Source organism: Chitinimonas sp., from assembly GCF_036568685.1.
Lineage (GTDB): Bacteria > Pseudomonadota > Gammaproteobacteria > Burkholderiales > Chitinimonadaceae > Chitinimonas.
In genome coordinates this window covers 1-18,991 of record NZ_DATCSC010000033.1, presented here as the reverse complement: position 1 = coordinate 18,991, position 18,991 = coordinate 1, and the positions used below count along the sequence as shown (strand labels likewise).

At 65.1% G+C, this 18,991-nt stretch carries 17 protein-coding genes and 1 tRNA gene; 11 read left to right on the top strand and 7 right to left on the bottom strand.

Annotated elements, in window-relative coordinates; translation table 11 throughout:
* Window positions 1-76 (bottom strand) — tRNA-Ala (locus VIM95_RS05385).
* 110 nt (window positions 77-186) lie between these two features.
* Between VIM95_RS05385 and VIM95_RS05380 the strand changes: the two genes are divergently transcribed.
* From VIM95_RS05380 to VIM95_RS05350, 7 genes are all read left to right on the top strand, one after another.
* On the top strand, window positions 187-1,458 hold the full coding sequence (locus VIM95_RS05380; RefSeq protein ID WP_331983803.1) for a glutamate-5-semialdehyde dehydrogenase: 1,272 nt from the start codon (window positions 187-189) through the stop codon (window positions 1,456-1,458).
* Window positions 1,436-2,455 (top strand): DUF2804 domain-containing protein, encoded by a 1,020-nt coding sequence (locus VIM95_RS05375; protein ID WP_331983801.1) that lies wholly within the window; start codon window positions 1,436-1,438, stop codon window positions 2,453-2,455. The genes VIM95_RS05380 and VIM95_RS05375 overlap by 23 nt, the downstream gene beginning before the upstream one ends.
* A gap of 104 nt (window positions 2,456-2,559) precedes the next feature.
* Window positions 2,560-4,161 carry a PAS domain-containing methyl-accepting chemotaxis protein gene (locus tag VIM95_RS05370; protein WP_331983799.1) on the top strand — a complete coding sequence of 534 codons (1,602 nt, stop codon included), beginning with the start codon at window positions 2,560-2,562 and terminating at the stop codon, window positions 4,159-4,161.
* Between the two features lie 90 nt (window positions 4,162-4,251).
* Complete coding sequence (nadD, locus tag VIM95_RS05365) at window positions 4,252-4,908, top strand: nicotinate-nucleotide adenylyltransferase (RefSeq protein ID WP_331983797.1); 657 nt, start codon at window positions 4,252-4,254, stop codon at window positions 4,906-4,908.
* A 101-nt stretch (window positions 4,909-5,009) separates the two neighbouring features.
* A complete protein-coding gene (gene rsfS / locus VIM95_RS05360) occupies window positions 5,010-5,411 on the top strand; it encodes a ribosome silencing factor (protein ID WP_331983795.1) in 402 nt (133 codons plus the stop codon).
* A 12-nt stretch (window positions 5,412-5,423) separates the two neighbouring features.
* Window positions 5,424-5,891 carry a 23S rRNA (pseudouridine(1915)-N(3))-methyltransferase RlmH gene (gene rlmH, locus VIM95_RS05355; protein WP_331983793.1) on the top strand — a complete coding sequence of 156 codons (468 nt, stop codon included), beginning with the start codon at window positions 5,424-5,426 and terminating at the stop codon, window positions 5,889-5,891.
* A gap of 22 nt (window positions 5,892-5,913) precedes the next feature.
* On the top strand, window positions 5,914-6,504 hold the full coding sequence (locus VIM95_RS05350) for a nucleoside triphosphate pyrophosphatase (protein WP_331983791.1): 591 nt from the start codon (window positions 5,914-5,916) through the stop codon (window positions 6,502-6,504).
* Between the two features lie 216 nt (window positions 6,505-6,720).
* On the opposite strand, the gene metH is transcribed toward VIM95_RS05350, so the two are convergent.
* The 5 genes from metH to VIM95_RS05325 form a co-directional block, all read right to left on the bottom strand.
* Window positions 6,721-10,425, bottom strand: coding sequence for a methionine synthase (gene metH, locus VIM95_RS05345; protein WP_331983789.1), 3,705 nt, complete (start codon window positions 10,423-10,425; stop codon window positions 6,721-6,723).
* Between the two features lie 179 nt (window positions 10,426-10,604).
* Complete coding sequence (locus VIM95_RS05340) at window positions 10,605-11,090, bottom strand: GNAT family N-acetyltransferase (protein WP_331983787.1); 486 nt, start codon at window positions 11,088-11,090, stop codon at window positions 10,605-10,607.
* Window positions 11,087-12,487 carry a nitrogen regulation protein NR(I) gene (gene ntrC / locus VIM95_RS05335; RefSeq protein WP_331983785.1) on the bottom strand — a complete coding sequence of 467 codons (1,401 nt, stop codon included), beginning with the start codon at window positions 12,485-12,487 and terminating at the stop codon, window positions 11,087-11,089. The genes VIM95_RS05340 and ntrC overlap by 4 nt, the downstream gene beginning before the upstream one ends.
* A 113-nt stretch (window positions 12,488-12,600) precedes the next feature.
* Window positions 12,601-13,665: a nitrogen regulation protein NR(II) gene (gene glnL / locus VIM95_RS05330; RefSeq protein ID WP_331983783.1), complete on the bottom strand. Its 1,065-nt coding sequence runs from the start codon at window positions 13,663-13,665 to the stop codon at window positions 12,601-12,603.
* Between the two features lie 314 nt (window positions 13,666-13,979).
* Entirely contained in the window at window positions 13,980-14,723 is a 744-nt protein-coding gene (locus VIM95_RS05325) for a pseudouridine synthase (RefSeq protein ID WP_331983781.1), read from the bottom strand.
* A gap of 120 nt (window positions 14,724-14,843) precedes the next feature.
* Between VIM95_RS05325 and VIM95_RS05320 the strand changes: the two genes are divergently transcribed.
* The 4 genes from VIM95_RS05320 to VIM95_RS05305 all read left to right on the top strand — a co-directional run bounded on the left by VIM95_RS05320 (window position 14,844) and on the right by VIM95_RS05305 (window position 17,242).
* Window positions 14,844-15,626 (top strand): tRNA threonylcarbamoyladenosine dehydratase, encoded by a 783-nt coding sequence (locus VIM95_RS05320; protein WP_331983779.1) that lies wholly within the window; start codon window positions 14,844-14,846, stop codon window positions 15,624-15,626.
* Window positions 15,627-15,688: 62 nt separating this feature from the next.
* The gene (locus tag VIM95_RS05315; protein WP_331983777.1) at window positions 15,689-16,009 is read left to right on the top strand and encodes a YciI family protein; all 321 of its coding nucleotides are present in this window, start codon (window positions 15,689-15,691) and stop codon (window positions 16,007-16,009) included.
* The gene (locus VIM95_RS05310) at window positions 16,006-16,425 is read left to right on the top strand and encodes a DUF4124 domain-containing protein (RefSeq protein ID WP_331983775.1); all 420 of its coding nucleotides are present in this window, start codon (window positions 16,006-16,008) and stop codon (window positions 16,423-16,425) included. Before VIM95_RS05315 ends, VIM95_RS05310 begins: the two co-directional genes overlap by 4 nt.
* 97 nt (window positions 16,426-16,522) lie before the next feature.
* A complete protein-coding gene (locus VIM95_RS05305) occupies window positions 16,523-17,242 on the top strand; it encodes a substrate-binding periplasmic protein (protein ID WP_331983773.1) in 720 nt (239 codons plus the stop codon).
* 53 nt (window positions 17,243-17,295) lie between these two features.
* Here the strand turns inward: VIM95_RS05305 and plsB are convergent.
* Window positions 17,296-18,991: glycerol-3-phosphate 1-O-acyltransferase PlsB (plsB, locus tag VIM95_RS05300; protein ID WP_331983771.1), on the bottom strand; the 1,696-nt coding region annotated here is incomplete at its 5' end.

Genomic DNA, 18,991 nt, shown 5'->3' with positions numbered 1-18,991 from the left:
TGGTGGACCGAAGGAGGATCGAACTCCCGACCTCTGCATTGCGAACGCAGCGCTCTCCCAGCTGAGCTATCGGCCCTTGGCGGTACTTGGTGCGAGGGAAATATAGCGTGCTGTTTGTGGCGCCGACAAGCCCGGCTCGTTCTGGCAGAATGGACTGAACCGAAGATGCAACGGAGTGATTCCGCCATGGATGCGCAAACCTATATGACGGGCCTGGGCAAGGCGGCGCGGGCTGCCTCGCGCCTGATGGCACGGGCCGATACCAATGCCAAGAACGCGGCCTTGCTGGCGATAGCCGCCGGGATTGAACGCGATGCCGAGCTGCTGCTGACGGCCAATGCAGCCGACGTGGCTGCCGCCCGCGAAGCGGGGCTGGAGCCGGCGCTGCTCGACCGGCTGACCCTGAGCCCTAAGGGCGTACAGGCCATGGCCGAGGGGCTGCGGCAGATTGCCACCCTGCCAGACCCGGTGGGTGAGATGGGTGAATTTGCCTACCGGCCGTCTGGGATACAGGTGGGCAAGATGCGTGTGCCGCTGGGCGTGATCGGGATCATCTACGAAGCACGGCCCAATGTGACGGCCGATGCGGCCGGGCTGTGTTTGAAGTCGGGCAATGCGGCCATATTGCGCGGTGGCTCGGAAGCCGCCCGCTGCAACCAGGCGATTGCCGCCCTGGTGCGCGAGGGCCTGGCAGCGGCCGGCCTGCCGGAGACGGCGGTGCAGGTGGTGGAGACCACCGACCGGGCGGCCGTGGGCGCGCTCATCACCATGAGCGAGTATGTGGACGTGATTGTGCCGCGTGGCGGCAAGGGCTTGATCGAGCGGATATCGCGCGAGGCGCGGGTGCCGGTGATCAAGCACCTCGACGGCATCTGCCATGTGTATATCGATGGCGAGGCCGACCTCGACAAGGCGGTACGCATTGCCGACAATGCCAAGACCCACCGCTACGGTACCTGCAACACCATGGAAACCCTGCTGGTTGCCCAATCGGTGGCCGCGGCGGTGCTGCCGCGGCTGGGCCGTATCTATGCCGAGAAGGGTGTGGAGCTGCGCGCCTGCCCGGAATCCAAGGCGATTCTGACTGGTGCCGGCATAAGCGGGGTGAAGGACGCGGTGGCGGAGGACTGGTCTACCGAGTACCTGGCGCCCATCCTCTCGATCAGCACCGTGCCGGGGCTGGATGAGGCGATTGCGCATATCAATGAGTTTGGCTCGCACCATACCGATGCGATCGTGACCGAGAACTACAGCCGCGCGAGGCGCTTCTTGCGCGAGGTGGACTCGGCCAGCGTGATGGTCAATGCCTCGACCCGCTTTGCCGACGGCTTTGAGTACGGCCTGGGGGCGGAGATCGGAATCTCTACCGACAAGATCCACGCCCGTGGCCCGGTGGGCCTGGATGGGCTGACCAGCCAGAAGTGGGTGGTGCTCGGTGACGGCCAGATTCGCACCTGAGCTGCCGGCGGCGCCGGCCAGCCTGCATGGGCCCGATGGGCAGCCGCGTGAGGGCCGCTTCCACGGCCGTTGTGCGCAGCTGGACTGGAGCGCCCTGCCCGCCCCTTTGCAAAAGCCGCGCTGGTGGCGGCAGCTGCACCACAAGCGCTGGCAATATGTGGGCATCGCCTGCGAAGACTGTTTCATTGCCTGCGCCATAGTGGACGTGGGCTGGACCAATACCGCCTTTGCCTATTTGTTTGACCGCGCCAGCGGCAAGGTGCTGGGCGGTCTTTCGCGCGATGGCCTGCCTGGCCTGACCGCCAGTGTGGCCGATCTGCCCGCAATGGGCGCGGCCAGCCGCTTTGGCTGGCTGGGGGCACAGCTGGAATTTGTGGAGCGCGAACCCGAGGTCTTTTCGCTGCATATCAAAGGGCCAGGCGGTTTTCGGGTGGATGCCGTGCTGGACGGCCGCGAGTCGGCGCCCTGGTTGTTTGCCGCCGGACCAGTCGACGGCGGCGTATGGCACAGCACGCACAAGTCGCCAGCGCTGCAGGTGAGCGGCCTGGCACTCGCTGGCGGCAAGCGCTACAAGCTCGATGGCGGCAGTGCGGCGCTGGACCATTCCAACGGGCTGCTGCCGCGCGAAACGCAGTGGCTGTGGGCCTCTGCCCATGCGCCTGGGCTGGGCTTCAATCTGCAGGCAGGCTACTTTGGCAACCACGAGAACGCGCTATGGCTGGATGGGAATTTGATTCCCTTGGCGGCCGCGCATTTCAGCTATAACGCAGACCAGACCCTGGACGAGTGGCGGGTGCGGACCGAGGACGGTTTGCTGGACCTGCGCTTCAAGCCATTGGGCGAGCGGCGCGAGGACCGTAACCTCGTGGTGGCAGCCAGCCGCTATGTGCAGCCGGTAGGCCTCTACCATGGCCAGGTACGGGTACATGCGGATGCGCCGGCCCGGCTGGTCGAGGGTCTGTTGGGCGTGGCCGAGCAGCATTTTTCGCGCTGGTAGCGGATATATTGTTGTTGCCCGGCTAAGTGACCCGGCCGAGCATTTAATATTTCTCTTATATAGGCCGCGTGGGCGGCCGTAATTCCATTTCCATACGGGTTGCCATGAAGACCAATCTGCCGATCACCACCACCGAGCGCTTTGTCAAAGCCAGCGAACCCATCGTAACGCGCACCGACCTCAAGGGCGTGATCACCTATGCCAACCCGGCCTTTGTGGAGATCAGCGGCTTTGCGCCGGAGGAGCTGATCGGCAAATCGCACAATGTGGTGCGGCACCCGGACATGCCCACCGAGGCCTTTGCCGACCTGTGGCAGACGATCAAGCAGGGCCAGCCCTGGCGTGGGCTGGTGAAGAACCGCTGCAAGAACGGTGACTTCTACTGGGTGGAAGCCTATGTGACACCGGTGAAGGAACGCGGCCAGGTGGTGGGCTATATGTCGGTACGCAATGCGCCCAACAAGCAGGAAGTGGCGCAGGCCGAGCAGCTCTACCGGGCGATCCGCGACAAGCGGGCCGCCATGCCCAACCACAACGGTACGGTGATGCAGCGCCTGTCGTTCGCGCAGCGCGGCTGGCTGGCCTTTCTTTTGCTGGCGGTGCTCAACCTCGCCACTGCCTTGCTGGCCAAGGAGGCCGGCAGCTGGAGCTGGGGCCTGGCGACAGTCGGCGCCGTGGCGGCGCTGGCTGGCGGGGGCTGGTGGCTGAGCCAGACCGAGCGCTCCATCCGCAAGGTGCAGGAAGCGCTGGAGCATATCGAGGAGGGCAACTTCCGCCATGGCGTGAAGGCTGAGAAGACCGATGAATTCCCTGACATGCTGATCTCGATGCAGTCGCTGTCGGTACACCTGAGGGCCTTGATTGCGGACGTGCTGTCGTCCTCGCGCAAGATTGCCGATCAATCCAGCCATCTCGATCAATCGGCCGAGTCGCTGGCGCGCCAGACCGGCGTGCAGAGCGAGCAGGCCATGCAGGTGAGTGCGGCAACCGAACAGATGAGCGTGTCGGTCACCGAGATCAGCCGGGCGACGCAGGAGACGGCGGCCAGCGCGATGCACGCCAAGACGGTGGTGCGTGAGGGCGAGGCCAATATGGAAGCCAGCCTCGCTTCCACCGGCCGGATTGTGGAAGTGGTGGGCGAGGCGCGCTCGACGCTCGACGACCTGAGCCAGGCGGTGACCCGGATTGGCAGCATGACCGGCACGATCAAGGAAATTGCCGACCAGACCAACCTGCTGGCGCTGAACGCAGCCATTGAAGCGGCCCGGGCTGGCGAAAGCGGGCGCGGCTTTGCGGTGGTGGCGGACGAGGTACGCAAGCTGGCGGAACGGACTTCGCAGTCCACCGAGGATATCAGCAACAATGTGACCAATATCCAGATGGTGACCCAGGCCACGCTGATGACCATGGACGAGGCGGTGAGCGAGGTGGCCAACGGTACGGCCTCGATCAAGGCCAGCAGCCAGAACCTGGAGGCGGTGGCGCAGGCGTCGGACAACACGGTGGCAATGACCGGGCAGATTGCCGATACGCTGCGGCAGCAATCGGCCGCGGCGGAGGAAGTAGCCAATACCATCGAGCGGATGGCCAATACCATTGATGCCAACAACCGCGAGGCACACGACGTGGCGGCAGCGGCCGAGCGGCTGGCGGCCACGGCCAAGGCACTGAAGGCCTTGATCGCCCAGTACGAGAAGTCGCTTTAAACCAGGCGGCCAGCAGCGCAAAATGGTCATGCCGGTGCAGGCGTGGCCATTTTCTTTGTCTGTGCTCGATGGCACCCAACAGGAGACGCTGTGGCAGGAACCGGTATTTTTGGCGGTAGCTTCGACCCGATACACCATGGGCATTTACGCATTGCCGAGGAGTTTGCCGATGCGCTGGGGCTGGCTACCGTGCGGCTGGTACCGACCGCCAACCCGCCGCACCGCAAGGGTGCGGTGGCGAGCGACGCCGCGCGGCTGGCAATGTGCCAACTGGCCTGCGAGGGCAATGCCCGGCTGCAGGTGGACGACCGGGAGCTCCGGCGTGAGGGCGTGTGCTATACCATCGATACGCTTGTGGAGATTGGTGCCGAGCTGGGGCCGGAAGCGCCACTGACCTGGCTGATTGGAGCGGACAGCTTTTTGAGCCTGGACCGCTGGCACCGCTGGCGCGAGCTGTTTGATCTGGGCTGCCTGGCGGTGGCCTGCCGGCCGGGTTTTGACTTGGTGCGCTGGCAGGAACGTGCCTCGGCAGCGCTGCTGGAGGAAGTCCTGCCGAGAATTCAATCACTTAGCGTGACCCCGACGTACAAAATGGGTACAATCGCGCTTTTGCCAACGACGCCGCTCGCAATTTCGAGCACCGCCATTCGCGCGCAATTGGCTGCCGGGCACTCTGCCCGCTACCTCTTGCCCGATGCAGTGCTGGACTATGCAGAGCGGCATTTGCTTTATGGGCCGGGCAAGTAAGCGTCGCCATCAGCACCCTGCCGGCGTAGCACCGCTGCGCAGGGCCTTGCTGGTAACGCTGGATTGAAAGCCTAACGGCACCATAGGAACGGATAGAAAACATGACCCAACAACTGACCGTCGAGCAGATGCGTGACATCGCCGTCGCCGCCCTGGAAGACATCAAAGGCGACGACATTCTGGTCCTCGACACCACCAAGCTGACCTCGATGTTCGACTGCATGATCGTCGTATCGGGTAACTCCAACCGCCAGACCAAGGCCCTGGCCAACAACGCCCGCGAGAAGCTGAAGGAAGCCGGCGCCGAGATCCTGGGCATGGAAGGCGACGTGAGCGGCGAGTGGGTACTGCTGGACGTGGGCCCGCTGATCATCCACGTGATGCTGCCGGCCGTGCGCGACTACTACAACATCGAGCAACTGTGGGGCGGCCAGAAGCCGACCTTCAACCCCACCCGCCCGTGGGAAGCCGCCATCCAGGCACACGACGATCCTATCGTCTGAGCGTAGCGGCGCATGAAGCTGTACATCATCGCGGTCGGCCACAAGATGCCGGACTGGGTGGAAACGGGCTTCAAGGAGTACGTCAAGCGCATGCCGCGCGAGGCGGCCATCGAGCTTGTTGAGCTCAAGCCCGGGCAGCGCTCGGGTTCGAGCGTCGAGAAGGCGATGGAGACCGAGCGCGACCGCATACTGGCGGCACTGCCGGCTGGTTGCCGCAAGATCATCCTGGATGAGCGCGGCGCGGCCTGGACCACCATGAAGTTGGCCGAGAAGCTCAAGGGCTGGCACCGCGACGGTGGTGACGTGGCCTTTGTGATCGGCGGCGCCGATGGGTTGCACGCCGACGTAAAGAAGCAGGCCGACGATCTGATCCAGCTCTCTGCCCTGACCATGCCGCACGGCATGGTGCGGGTGCTGCTGGCCGAGCAGCTGTACCGCGCCGTGGCGATCAACCAGGGCCACCCCTACCACCGAGAATAGGCGGCCCGGCCGCCCCGAGCCCATGAGCAAACCCGTGATCTACCTGGCCTCTGCCAGCCCCCGCCGCCGCGAGCTCTTGACCCAGATCGGCGTGCCCTTTGAGCTGGTGCGTTGCGAGATCGACGAGACCCCGCTGCCCGGCGAGCACCCCAGGGCCTATGTGGCCCGGCTGGCTGCCGCCAAGGCAGCGGCGGGTGTGGCCACCTACCGCGCCCAGGGCCTGCCGCAGCGCCTGCTGCTCTCAGCCGACACCACGGTGGCGCTGGGTACGCAGATACTGGGCAAGCCCGTGGATGCGGCCGACGCCTGCGACATGCTGCGCACGCTCTCAGGCACGGTGCATGAGGTCTATACCGGCGTGGCGATCAGCGACGGTGAGCGGACCGAGACCGTGGTATCGACCACCGAGGTGCGCTTTCGCAGCGTGAGCGAAGCAGACATCATCGCCTACGTGGCGACCGGCGAGCCCATGGACAAGGCCGGCAGCTATGGCGCACAGGGCCGCGGCGCGCTGCTGATCGACTCGCTGGAAGGCAGCTTTAGCGGTGTGGTGGGTTTGCCGTTGACCGAGACCGGAGATTTGCTGCGGGTGTTTGGCTACCCTTTGTGGTGAAGCGTGGTCTGGCCCAGGTAACTTTTGCCGCTAAGTTGGCTCTGGGTGTTGAGGGTATAGATGCTCCCCACCTGGACCAGGCGACCACGGGCGTATTCGAGTATTCAGCAATGCGGGTCTGCCAAGCCGCGAGAGGTATACCCGGTCGGCCGATGGAAAGCCACAAAGAAAAACCGCCCTTATGGGCGGTTTTTTGTTTTTTTATTCCCTTGTTGCCTAGGGGTTGTAGCCCAGGTTGGGTGCGAGGTCGCGTTCGGCCTGCTCCACGGTGACGCCACGGCGGGTGGCGTAGTCTTCGACCTGGTCTTTCTCGATCTTGCCGACGGCGAAGTACTGGGCGTCCGGGTGGCTGAAGTAGAGGCCGCTGACCGCCGCCGTGGGCAGCATGGCGTAGCCCTCGGTGAGCTGCATGCCGATATCTTCGGCGCCTAGGACGCGGAACAGATCGGTCTTGGTGGTGTGGTCCGGGCAGGCGGGGTAGCCGGGGGCGGGGCGGATGCCGCGGTAGCGTTCTTCGGTGAGGTCATCGACCGTCAGCCCCTCCTCGTTGACGTATCCCCACAGCTCGCGGCGGACCTTGGCGTGCATAAGCTCAGCGAAAGCTTCGGCCAGGCGGTCGGCCAGGGCCTTGACCATGATGGCGCTGTAGTCGTCGTTGGCGTCTTCGAAGCGTTTGACGTGCGGGTCGATGTTGAGCCCGCCGGTGACGGCGAAGAGGCCGGCGTAGTCGGTCTTGCCGCTCAACTTGGGGGCGACGAAGTCGGCCAGGCTCCAGTTGGGCTTGCCCTCGGCCTTGCGGTTTTGCTGGCGCAGGCAGTGCATGCGCATCAGCGTCGCGCCGCTGGCGGGGTCGTAGAGTTCGATGTCATCGCCCACGCTGTTGGCGGGGAAGAGACCGATGACGCCGTTGGCCTGCACCCAGTTGCCCTCGATCATCTGTTTGAGCATGGCCTGGCCTTCGGCAAACAGGGTGCGGGCGGATTCGCCCACGACTTCATCTTCCAGGATGCGCGGGTATTTGCCGAACAACTCCCAGGCGTTGAAGAAGGGGCTCCAATCTATGTATTCGGCGATCTCCGCCAGCGGGTACTGGACGTATTTGATCAGGCCCAGGCGCTGCGGCTTGGGCGGGGTGTAGCTGGCCCAGTCGGGCTTGAAGGCATTGGCGCGGGCTTCTTCGATCTTGAGCAGGTCGAGCTTGCCCTTGTTGGCGTGGATATGGCGGATATTGTCGTATTCGCCCGCCACCTTGCTGATGTAGTCGGCCGCAAGGTCTTCGCTCAAGAGGTTGGAGCAGACGCCGACGGCGCGCGAGGCATCCGGCACGTAGACCACGGGCTGCGCGTAGTTGGGAGCGATCTTGACCGCGGTGTGGACCTTGGAGGTGGTGGCGCCGCCGATGAGCAGCGGGACGGCGAAGTCCTGGCGCTGCATTTCCTTGGCGACGTGGGCCATTTCTTCCAGCGAGGGGGTGATGAGGCCGGAGAGGCCGATGATGTCGGCCTTCACTTCGCGGGCGGTATCGAGGATCTTTTGCGCCGGCACCATGACGCCGAGGTCGATGACCTCGTAGTTGTTGCAGCGCAGAACCACGCCGACGATGTTCTTGCCGATGTCGTGCACGTCGCCCTTGACCGTGGCCATGACGATGCGGCCCTTGGCCGAGGCGTCGGCGATGCCTAGGCGCTGCTTTTCTTCTTCGATGAAGGGTTCGAGGTAGGCCACGGCGGCCTTCATGACGCGGGCGGACTTGACCACCTGGGGCAGGAACATCTTGCCCGAGCCGAACAGGTCGCCGACGTGGTTCATGCCGTTCATGAGCGGGCCTTCGATCACGTTGATCGGGCGCGGCAGGCTGAGGCGGGCTTCCTCGGTGTCTTCGACGATATAGGTGGTGATGCCCTTCACCAGGGCGTGGGTGATGCGCTCCTGCAGGCTGCCGTTGCGCCAGCTCAGGTCTTCGCCCTTCTGGGCGTTGGCGTCGCCCTTGAAGCGTTCGGCCAGGGCGATCAGGGTCTCGGTGGTGTCGCGGCCGTCGGCGGCGGGGCGATTGAGCACCACGTCCTCGATGGCGTGGCGCAGCTCGGGGTCGACCTCTTCGTACACCTCCAGCGCGCCGGCATTGACGATGCCCATGCTCATGCCCTGCTGGATGGCGTGGTAGAGGAAGACCGCGTGGATGGCCTCGCGCACCTTGTTGTTGCCGCGGAAGCTGAAGGAGACGTTGGAGACGCCGCCGCTGATCTTGGCGTGCGGCAGGTTCTGCTTGATCCAACCGGTGGCCTGGATGAAATCGAGGCCGTACTTGGCGTGCTCTTCGATGCCGGTGGCGACGGCGAAGATGTTGGGGTCGAAGATGATGTCGGCCGGCTCGAAGCCGACTTCGTCCACCAGAATGCGGTAGCTCTTCTGACAGATCTCGACCTTGCGCTCGTAGGTATCGGCCTGGCCGACCTCATCAAAGGCCATGACGATGACGGCGGCGCCGTAGCGCTTGCAGAGGCGGGCGTGCTTGATGAACTCGGCCACGCCTTCCTTCATGGAGATGGAGTTGACGATGCACTTGCCCTGCACGCACTTGAGGCCGGCCTCGATCACGCTCCACTTGGAGGAGTCGATCATGACCGGCACGCGCGAGATGTCAGGCTCGGAGGCGATCAGGTTGAGGAAGGTGACCATGGCCTTTTCGGCGTCCAGCATGCCTTCGTCCATGTTCACGTCGATGACCTGGGCGCCGGCCACCACCTGCTGGCGTGCCACTTCCAGCGCGGCCGGGTAGTCGCCGGCCAGGATCAGCTTGGCAAAGGCGCGCGAGCCGGTGACGTTGGTGCGCTCACCGACGTTCACGAACAGGTCGGCGTCGCCAATGTTGAAGGGCTCGAGGCCGGACAGGCGTGACATGGCCGGCAGCTCGGGCAGGGCGCGCGGCGGCTTGCCGGCCAGGGCGTCTGCCATGGCCTTGATATGGTCGGGCGTGGTGCCGCAGCAGCCGCCGACGATGTTGACGAGGCCGCTGTCGGCCCATTCGCGCACGTGCTCGCCCATCACTGCTGGCGAGAGGTCGTAACCGCCAAAGGCATTGGGCAGGCCGGCGTTGGCATGCACCGAGACGTAGCTTTCGGACACCCGGGCCATTTCTTCCACATAGGGACGCAAGAGGTCCGGGCCCAAGGCGCAATTGAGGCCGTAGCTGATTGCATCGGCATGGCGCAGCGAGTTGTAAAAGGCCTCGGTGGTCTGACCGGTGAGGGTGCGGCCCGATTGGTCGGTGATGGTCCCGGAGACCATGATGGGCAAGCGCTCGACGTGGGGGCGCTCGTCGAAGTATTTGTGGATGGCGTAGACCGCGGCCTTGGCGTTCAGGGTATCGAAGATGGTTTCGACCAGCAGCAGGTCCGCCCCGCCTTCCACCAGGCCGTCGATGGCTTCTGTATAGCTTTCGACCAGTTCATCGAAGGTGACGTTGCGGTAGCCGGGGTCGTTGACGTCCGGGCTGATGGAGCAGGTACGGTTGGTGGGGCCGAGGACGCCGGCGCAGAAGCGGGGCTTGTTGGGGGTCTTGGCGGTCTGGGCGATGCACAGATCCTTGACCAGCCTGGCCGCGGCGACGTTGAGCTCGTGGACCAGCGATTCCATGTCGTAGTCGGCCATGGCGATGCTGGTGGCGTTGAAGCTGTTGGTCTCGATGATGTCGGCGCCGGCATCGAGATAGGCCTGGTGGATGCCGGCGATGATGGCGGGCTGGGTGAGCACCAGCAGGTCGTTATTGCCCTTGAGGTCGGTCGGCCAGTTGGCGAAGCGCTCGCCACGGTAGTCGGCTTCTTCGAGCTTGTGCCGCTGCACCATGGTCCCCATGCCACCGTCGAGGATAAGGATGCGGTCTTGCAGCAGGGCGTGCAGGGTGGCGTGGCGCGTGGTCATGGGCGGCTGGGCGTGTAAAGGCGGGAAGGGTGCAATTTTAGCACGCGTGCCCGTAGCCCCTTTGTCCAGCCCGCGCTAAGCATATGAACAGGATTCATGCAGCGTGCAGGCCACAGCTGCACGCGCCCACAGGATGGTAGGCGTTGGATGCCGCCGGGAGGCGGTCTGGCGGGCGGAGATCAGCCCGGCGGCAGGGCTTTTTGCATGAACAGGCTGAGAGGATCGGGCAGATAGTCGCCGAACGGTGGGCAGTCGGTGTAGCCCTGGCGGCGGTAGAGATTGATGGCTTCCGGCTGGCGGATGCCGGTTTCCAGCCGGACCCGGCTGAGGCCCAGCGTACCGGCCTGTTGCTCCAGCGCAGCCAGGAGGGCCTGGGCGTGGCCCCGACCACGGGCGGCCGGGGTAACGTACATGCGTTTGAGCTCGGCGTAGCCCTCGCAGGCCACGAGGGCAGCGCAGCCGACCGCCTGTTGGCTATCAACCCCGGCATAGGCCAGGTAAAAGTGCACCTCGGGCTGGGCCAGGGCGTCCAGATCGAGCAGGTGGTTGGATTCGGCCGGGTAGAGGGCGCCCTGGTAGGCGTCCAGCTCGGCCACCAGGATGGCGGCCTCGGGCAGGTGCGGCGAGACCCGGCGAATGTGCAGCCCAGCCGCCCGCCGACTCATTCCCCGCCGATCTCGCGTTCCAGATCCAGCTCCTGGATCTTGCGGGTGAGGGTGTTGCGGCCCAGGCCCAGGCGCTCGGCGGCCTCGATGCGTTTGCCGCCGGTGGCGGCCAGGGCGCGCAGGATGAGGGTGCGCTCAAACTGGTTGGTGAGGTCTTCGATAAAGCCGCGTTCGCCGGCCCGCAGGCGGCGGTCGGCCTCTTGCGCCAGCTGGCTGGACCAATCGCCGCCCTCGCTGCTGGCGGATTCGCCCTTGAGCTCGGGCGGCAGGTCGCCCGGGCCGACGGCCTGGCCGGGGGCCATGACGGTGATCCAGTGGCAGAGGTTCTCGAGCTGGCGCACATTGCCCGGGAAGTCAAAGCCGGCCAGGGCGCGCATGGCGTCCTCGGTCAGGCGCTTGGCCTCGACGCCCAACTCGCGGGCGGACTTGGCGAGGAAGTGGCGGGCCAGCAGCGGGATGTCTTCGCGTCGTTCGCGCAGGGCCGGCAGGCGCAGGCGGATGACGTTGAGGCGATGGAACAGGTCCTCGCGGAACAGGTTGGCCTTGACGCGTTCTTCCAGCGCCTGGTGGGTGGCGGCGATGACGCGGACATTGGCCTTGATGGGGGCATGGCCGCCGACGCGATAGAAGTAACCGTCGCTGAGTACACGCAGCAAACGGGTCTGCAGCTCGGGCGGCATGTCGCCGATCTCATCGAGGAAGAGCGTGCCGCCCTCGGCCTGCTCGAAGCGGCCCGTGCGCTGGTTCTGGGCGCCGGTGAAGGCGCCGCGCTCGTGGCCGAACAGCTCGGATTCAAGCAGGTCCTTGGGGATGGCGGCGGTATTGATGGCCACAAAGGGCTTGCTGGCGCGCGGGCTGTGGCGATGCAGGGCGCGGGCGACCAGCTCCTTGCCGGCACCGGATTCGCCGGTGATGAGCACGGTGGCGGAGCTTTGGCTGAGCCGGCCGATGGCGCGGAAGACCTCCTGCATGGCCGGGGCCTGGCCGAGGATCTCGGGGCTTTCTTCCAGCGGGGCCTCGACCACCTCCTGCTTGAGGCTTTCGTCCATGGCGCGACGGATCAGCTCGACCGCGTGATCAACGTCGAAAGGCTTGGGCAGGTATTCGAAGGCACCGCCCTGGAAGGCGGCGACGGCGCTTTCCAGATCGGAATGGGCAGTCATGATGATGACCGGCAGGCGCGGGTAGCGCTCCTTGAGCTGGGCCAAGAGGTCGAGGCCGGATTCGCCGGGCATGCGGATATCGCTGACCACCACGGCCGGGGTCTCGCGTTTGAGCGCTTCGACCGCCTCGGCGGCTGAGGCGAAGGCATGAAAGCCGATGCCTTCACGGCCCAGGGCCTTCTCGAACACCCAGCGGATGGAACGGTCGTCGTCGATGATCCAGACAGGTTTCATGCCTTGTTACCTTTTGCTGCATGCGTGGCAGACCACCCTGACCACCGGGACAAGGTGGCTGCGCAAGCGGGCGCGGCGTATGGGTGCGTGGGCGACATGCGGTTGGCTTTGGTTTATTTGCTGCCGTCGAGCGGCATCCAGCCGTTCAGCGGCAGGGTCAGGGTGAAGCAGGTGCGGCCCGGCGCGGTCTCGAAGTCGATGGTGCCGTTGTGCTGCTGGATAAAGGTGTGCGCCAGGTGCAGGCCGATGCCGGTGCCACCAGGGCGGGCTGAGACCAGCGGGTAGAAGATGGTGTCGCGGATGTGCTCGGGGATGCCGGGGCCGTTGTCGATGATCTCGAGCGTGAGACCGAGCGGGAAGCGGCGGCGGTTGAGCGTGACCTGGCGGGCGACGCGGGTCTTGAGCACGATCTGGCCGGCGCCATGCATGGCCTGGGCAGCGTTGCGGACGATGTTGAGCACAGCCTGGATCAGCTGTTCCTTGTCGCCATAAAGGTCGGGCACGCTGGTGTCGTAATCGCGCCGCACGGCAAGGCCGTTGGGGTACTCGGCCAGCAGCACGCTGCGCACCCGCTCCAGCACCTCGTGGATATTGAGTTCGCCGAGCTGTGGCAGGCGATGCGGGGTGAGCAGACGATCCAGCAGGCTTTGCAGCCGGTCGGCTTCGTCGGTGATGACCTGGGTGTATTCCTTGAGTGCCGGGTCGGGCAGCTCCTTGCGCAGCAGCTGGGCCGCGCCGCGTATGCCGCCGAGCGGGTTCTTGATCTCGTGCGCGAGGTTGCGGATGAGCTGGCGGTTGGCCTGCTGCTGGGCGGCCAGGCGTTCTTCGTTGGCGATGCGGCGTTGCTGGTCGGTCTGGCGGAATTCCAGCACGGTAAGCGGTGGCGCTTCGACCTCACGCACGGTGAAGCCGACGTGGATGGTATTGCCCAGGCGCACGGCCAGGGCAACGTCATGCTCGGTGACACTGGCGTTCTGTTTTTCGGCGGCGTCGAGCGCGGCGAGTATCTCAGTCGGCTCGGAGAAGCAGGCCGACAGCGGGCGGCCCACGGTATCGCGCGCGGAAAGCTCGAACAGGGTCTCCGCCGCCGTATTGAGGTGGCGGACGGTACGGGCCGTATCGAGCACGATGACGGCAGTTTCGAGCAGGTCCAGTCCGGCGTAGGCAGGGTGCGACATAGGGTGCGCTGAGCTAAGGTTGACGGTGACGTAGCAATTTGCGGGCCACGCTCTCTTGGCTGACAAGCCGCCCGTGAAATCAAGCTTCTAGCGGTAGCCGACGAAAGCAGGGCGCTCGTGCGCCGTTTTGGAGCATGGTCGTGGCGCATCAATGCACCATAATAGTGCACGCAGGCGCTGCGTGTGGGATGGTCTGTAGCGGATGGGCGGCCGGTGCCGCTTATGTCCGCACCGGGCGCGGATAACGCGGCGATAGCCGTTGAAAATAACAGGCCGGGCAAGCGCCCGGCCTTGGGGTCAAGTGATGACTGGGCTTAAAACTTCTCGTCTGCGCGCAGGAAGCGCCACTGCCCCATGGGCAGGTCCGAAAGCGGAATGCGGCCGATGCGGATGCGCTTGAGGCCCACCACCTTGAGGCCGACCAGCTCGCACATGCGGCGGATCTGCCGCTTCTTGCCCTCGCGCAGTACAAAGCGCAGCTGGTTCTCGTTCTGCCAGCTCACCTTGGCCGGGCGCAGTGCCTGGCCGTCCAGGCTCAGGCCATGGTTGAGCAGGGCCATGTTCTCGTTCGACAACATACCCTCCACCCGCACCAGGTACTCCTTCTCGATCTTGGTCTCGTCGCCAATCAGCGCCTTGGCCACCCGGCCGTCCTGGGTCAGTACCAAGAGGCCGGTCGAGTCGATGTCCAGCCGGCCGGCCGGGGCCAGGCCCGCGAGGTGGCGGCGGGTGAATTCGATGCCGGAGCGGTCACCGACGTAGCGGTTGTCCGGCGTGATCAAGAGCGAGGCCGGCTTGTAGCCCTGCTCAGCCTGGCCCGATACATAACCGATGGGCTTGTTGAGCAATATGGTCACTCGCTGGGTCTGCGCCACCGCGGCGCGCTTGTCGAGCTCGATGCGCTGGGTGGGCAGTACCCGGCTGCCGAGCACGTCCACCACGATGCCATCCACCTTCACCCAGCCGCGTTCGATGTACTCATCGGCCTCGCGGCGCGAGCACAGGCCCAGCTCGGCCATGCGCTTGGAAAGTCGTAGGGGCTCCTGGGCTTCACTCATCTTGATGTTCCTGCACGAAACCACCATTTTAACCTGCTGCACCGCGCGGCACGACGGCCGCGTAAAATTGCGCCATCGCCTCAATACTAGTTCAGCACGGCTGAGCCCGGATTTCGCTTTATGGATAGCACCCAAGACCTCGATTACCAGCGCCGCTTCGGCGGCGTCGCCCGCCTCTATGGCGAGGCCGGCCTGGCCCGCTTCGAGGCGGCCCACGTCTGCGTCATCGGCATAGGCGGGGTCGGCTCCTGGGCGGCAGAAGCAATCGCCCGCAGCGCGGTCGGCCGCATCACCCTGATCGACCTGGACCATGTGGCCCCCTCCAACGTGAACCGCCAGCTGCACGCGCTGGATGCCACCCTGGGGCAGGCCAAGGTCAGCGCCATGGCCGAGCGCATCGCAGCCATCAACCCGCGCGCCCAGGTGACCGAGGTGGATGACTTCCTGACCGACGACAATCTGGCCGAGCTGATCCCACCCGGCCGTTTTGACTATGTGCTCGACTGCATCGACCAGATGCGGGTCAAGGTGGCGCTGGTGCGTCATTGCCGCCGCCACAAGATCCCGCTACTGGTCTCGGGCGGTGCGGGTGGCCGGCTGGATGCCAGCCGGGTGGCGATCGCCGACCTGGCGCTCACCAGCGGTGACGCGCTGCTCTCCAAGATCCGCGCCGAGCTGCGCCGCAACCACGGCTTTCCGCGCGAGGGCAAGAAGTTCGGTATTGAGGCGGTCTATTCCACCGAGCCCATCATCCGCCCCAAGCAGGATGCCTGCGAGCCGGTCAGCCCTGGCGGTGCTGGCCTCAACTGCGCCGGTTACGGCTCGGCCGTGGCGGTCACCGCCAGCTTTGGCATGGCGCTGGCCGGCCGGGCGCTGGCGCAGCTGTCGAACCGCAAGGGCTGAGCGGTGTCTGAGCCATATCAGCATCATGTTATGATCCCGGCCACCGTCTTTACCCCATTGTCATGCAGTTTCTCTACCTGATCCGCCCCACCCGCAGCGATATGCTGCGCACCGGTCTTACTGAGGCCGAGGCCGCAGCCATGGCGGCGCACTTCGGCTATCTGCAAGCGGCAGAGGCCGACGGCCGGCTGGTTCTGGCCGGCCGCACCCTGGATGTGGATGAGCGCGGTTTTGGTATTGCGATCTATCACGCAGCGGACGAAGCAGCGGCGCAGGCCTTTGCCCAGCAGGACCCGGCCGTTGCCGCCGGCGTGGTTGGCGCCGAGGTCTATCCTTACCGTGTGGCGCTCTTCAACGCCGCCAACCTGGAGCAGGCAGTATGAAGCCCTATCTCCTCCTTGCGCTGCTGGCCGTACCGGCCCTGGCCGATATCTACAAGCAGGTGGATGCGGAAGGTCGCGTCACCTTCTCCAACATCCCAATGAAGGGCGCCCAGAAGCTGGACCTCGGCCCCATCCCGCTCACCGTCCCTGGCCCGCGTGCCAAGGCAGGGGGGCCACGCGCCAGCGCCAACCCCTCGCCGGTCGACTTCCCCAAGGTGGATAGCGCCACCCAGAAGAGCCGCGACCAGACCAAGCTGCAGATCCTGCAGGACGAACTGGGCAACGAGCAAAAGCTGCTCGACACGGCCCGCCAGCGCTATGCCGCCAGCCCGGCCGACGCCCGCCAGCGCGACAACGTGACCATGCACGAAAAGAACATCGAAGCCCTGCGCAAGGAAATTGCGCGCGTGCAGTAGGCCTGGCGCTCCACCGCCTGTCTTCACCTCTCTCGGCGTACGCCGCGTTGGCCTAGATTGAAGCGAGGACGATGCGTCCTGCGAACCGGGGCTGGCCATGCGCGTATTGCTTATCCTGCTGTTCTCTACCCTGCTGCAGGGTTCGACCCTGGCTGAGCGGCTGATGCTGGTGACTGAGGAATACCCGCCCTACAACATGAGCAATGAGAAGGGCGAGGTGGTGGGGGTATCGACCGATATCGTCCGCGAGCTGATGGCGGCAGCGCACTTTGACTATGAGGTGGCGGCCTTCCCCTGGGCGCGGGCGATACAGATGGCCAGCACGCAGGTGAATACCTGCGTGTTCTCGATGTCGCGCACGCCGGAGCGGGAGGCGCTGTACAAGTGGGTAGGCCCCCTGGTCGCCAATGACTGGGCGCTGTTTGCCAAGAAGCCGGCGACCCACCCGAGCGGCCTGGAGCAGCTGCAGAATGCGCGCATAGGCAGCTATCAGGGCGATGCGATCGTGAGCTGGCTGCAGACCCGCGGCTATATGGTGGACGTGGCGCCCAACGACGATGTGAACCCCAGGAAGGTGCTGGCCGGACGCATCGACTTCTGGGCTACCGGCAAGCTGATCGGCCAGTACCGGCTCAAGCAGCAGAAGCTGGATCAGCAGCTGGAGCCGGTGCTGGTATTCAACCATACCGAGATGTACCTGGCTTGCCAGAAGGGCATGCCGGACGAGCATATCGCCCTGCTCAACACCCAGCTGCAGGAGCTGATTAAGCGCGGGGTGGTGAAGCGCATCTATGCGAGCTATGGCTATACGCCGTAGTGAAGGGGCAAAGGAAAACGGAGCCCATAGGCTCCGTTTTCTTTTTGGCGTTACTACGCTTTCCCTTTCGCGGCCAAACGCGAGAGCGCCTGCTCCATGGTGCCGCGGTCGATGCGGGTGAGGTGCAGCACGCTCTGCCTCACGTCCGGCGACAGCACGTAGCGCGATTCGGCGGCAGCGGCGCGCAGGGCGCCGTTGAAGGTGAGCTTGCCGGCGTCGTCCTGGGCGGCGAGGCCGGTCTGTTTGAGGGTGCCAATAAAGGTGCGGAAGATGGCGCGGTCGAAGAATTCCGGTGCACTGAACTCACGCAGCAGCGACATGCGTTGGGCCAGGAGGTGGCAGAGGCCTTCCAGCTCGTCGGCACTGACGGCGGCGCTGCCCTGCTGGGTGAGCACCGACAGGGAGATGAAGTAGCGCACCAGGGCCGGCCGTACGGCATTGCCCAGCAGCATGAGCTGGGCGTGCTCGTCGCTGTTGAGGTTGGGGGCGTGGAAGACGCCCTCGCGGCCGGCGCTCTCAGTGAGCCAGCCCATGCCGACCAGGGCGGCCAGGTAGCTGTCGAGTGCGGCACCCAGCTCGTCTTCTTGCCAGCGCAGGAACAGCTCGGCGCGCAGGAAGGGGTAGACGGTGCGGGTGAGGTTGACCAGCTGTTCGCGGCTGAGGCTGGCGTTGCGTGAGAACAGGCAGGCGATCAGCGCCGGGATGGCAAAGCAGTGCAACACGTTGTTGCGCATATAGCTGCACAGTACGGCGTCTTCCGGATAGAAGTGCAGCACGTCGCCCAGCGCGTGCGGGTGGCGCTGGATGAGCTTGAGCTTCTCGCAATGGGCGACGATGCCGGCACCGTCGAGCTCGGTGAGCTGGGTGCGGTCCGAGTAGGGCACGGCAGCGAGCAGGCGGCGGTAGCCATCGAGCTGGGCGACCAGCTGGTCCTCGTCCATGGCGTGGCGCGGGGTGGCCAAGAGCGCCAGACTCAGGAGGTTGACCGGGTTGGCGACGGCGGCGCTGTTGATACCGTCGGCGATATGCTGACCCAGTTGCTTGATGCTCTGGCTGAACCAGGCCGGGCGCTCCTCGCCCAGCGGCGGCTCTTCACGCCAGCCGGGGTGGGCGTCGCCCAGCACCTCGGCCAGCTTGATCGGCTCGCCGAAATTGACGTGCACCTTGCCGAAGTTCTTCTTCAGCTCGCGCACGCTCATGACCAGGCTGAACAGCGACTCTTTCTGCTTGGGCTTGCCCATCAGCTCGCCGACGTAGCTGCGGCCTTCGAACAGCTTTTCGTAGCCGATATAGACCGGCACGAAGACGATGGGGCGAGTGGCGTCGCGCAGATAGCTCTGCACCGTCATGGCCAGCATGCCTGGGCGCGGCTGCAAGAGGCGGCCGGTGCGGCTACGGCCACCTTCAACGAAGTACTCGATGGGGAAGCCCTTCGAGATCACCATGTGCAGATATTCGTTGAATACGGCGCCGTAGAGCGGGTTGCCCTTGAAGGAACGGCGCAGGAAGAAGGCGCCGCCGCGGCGCAGGATGCCGCCGACGATGGGCAGGTTGAGGTTGGCCCCGGCTGCGATGTGCGGAATCATCAAGCCCTGCTGGTAGACGATGTAGCTCAGCAGCAGGTAGTCGATATGGCTGCGGTGGCAGGGGACGTAGATGATTTCGTGGTCGGGCGCGACATTGGTGACGGTGTCGAAGTGGCCCAGTTCCACGCCATCGTAGAGGCGGGTCCAGATCCAGGTCAGGAAG

Excerpts from the sequence above, each read along its gene's own strand:
- VIM95_RS05320 (WP_331983779.1), top strand. The coding sequence starts at position 14,844 with ATGGATAGCACCCAAGACCTCGATTACCAGCGCCGCTTCGGCGGCGTC.
- VIM95_RS05325 (WP_331983781.1), bottom strand. The coding sequence starts at position 14,723 with ATGAGTGAAGCCCAGGAGCCCCTACGACTTTCCAAGCGCATGGCCGAG.
- rlmH (WP_331983793.1), top strand. The coding sequence starts at position 5,424 with ATGAAGCTGTACATCATCGCGGTCGGCCACAAGATGCCGGACTGGGTG.
- ntrC (WP_331983785.1), bottom strand. The coding sequence starts at position 12,487 with ATGAAACCTGTCTGGATCATCGACGACGACCGTTCCATCCGCTGGGTG.
- VIM95_RS05340 (WP_331983787.1), bottom strand. The coding sequence starts at position 11,090 with ATGAGTCGGCGGGCGGCTGGGCTGCACATTCGCCGGGTCTCGCCGCAC.
- metH (WP_331983789.1), bottom strand. The coding sequence starts at position 10,425 with ATGACCACGCGCCACGCCACCCTGCACGCCCTGCTGCAAGACCGCATC.
- VIM95_RS05350 (WP_331983791.1), top strand. The coding sequence starts at position 5,914 with ATGAGCAAACCCGTGATCTACCTGGCCTCTGCCAGCCCCCGCCGCCGC.
- glnL (WP_331983783.1), bottom strand. The coding sequence starts at position 13,665 with ATGTCGCACCCTGCCTACGCCGGACTGGACCTGCTCGAAACTGCCGTC.
- VIM95_RS05380 (WP_331983803.1), top strand. The coding sequence starts at position 187 with ATGGATGCGCAAACCTATATGACGGGCCTGGGCAAGGCGGCGCGGGCT.
- VIM95_RS05315 (WP_331983777.1), top strand. The coding sequence starts at position 15,689 with ATGCAGTTTCTCTACCTGATCCGCCCCACCCGCAGCGATATGCTGCGC.
- VIM95_RS05305 (WP_331983773.1), top strand. The coding sequence starts at position 16,523 with ATGCGCGTATTGCTTATCCTGCTGTTCTCTACCCTGCTGCAGGGTTCG.
- VIM95_RS05310 (WP_331983775.1), top strand. The coding sequence starts at position 16,006 with ATGAAGCCCTATCTCCTCCTTGCGCTGCTGGCCGTACCGGCCCTGGCC.
- VIM95_RS05370 (WP_331983799.1), top strand. The coding sequence starts at position 2,560 with ATGAAGACCAATCTGCCGATCACCACCACCGAGCGCTTTGTCAAAGCC.
- rsfS (WP_331983795.1), top strand. The coding sequence starts at position 5,010 with ATGACCCAACAACTGACCGTCGAGCAGATGCGTGACATCGCCGTCGCC.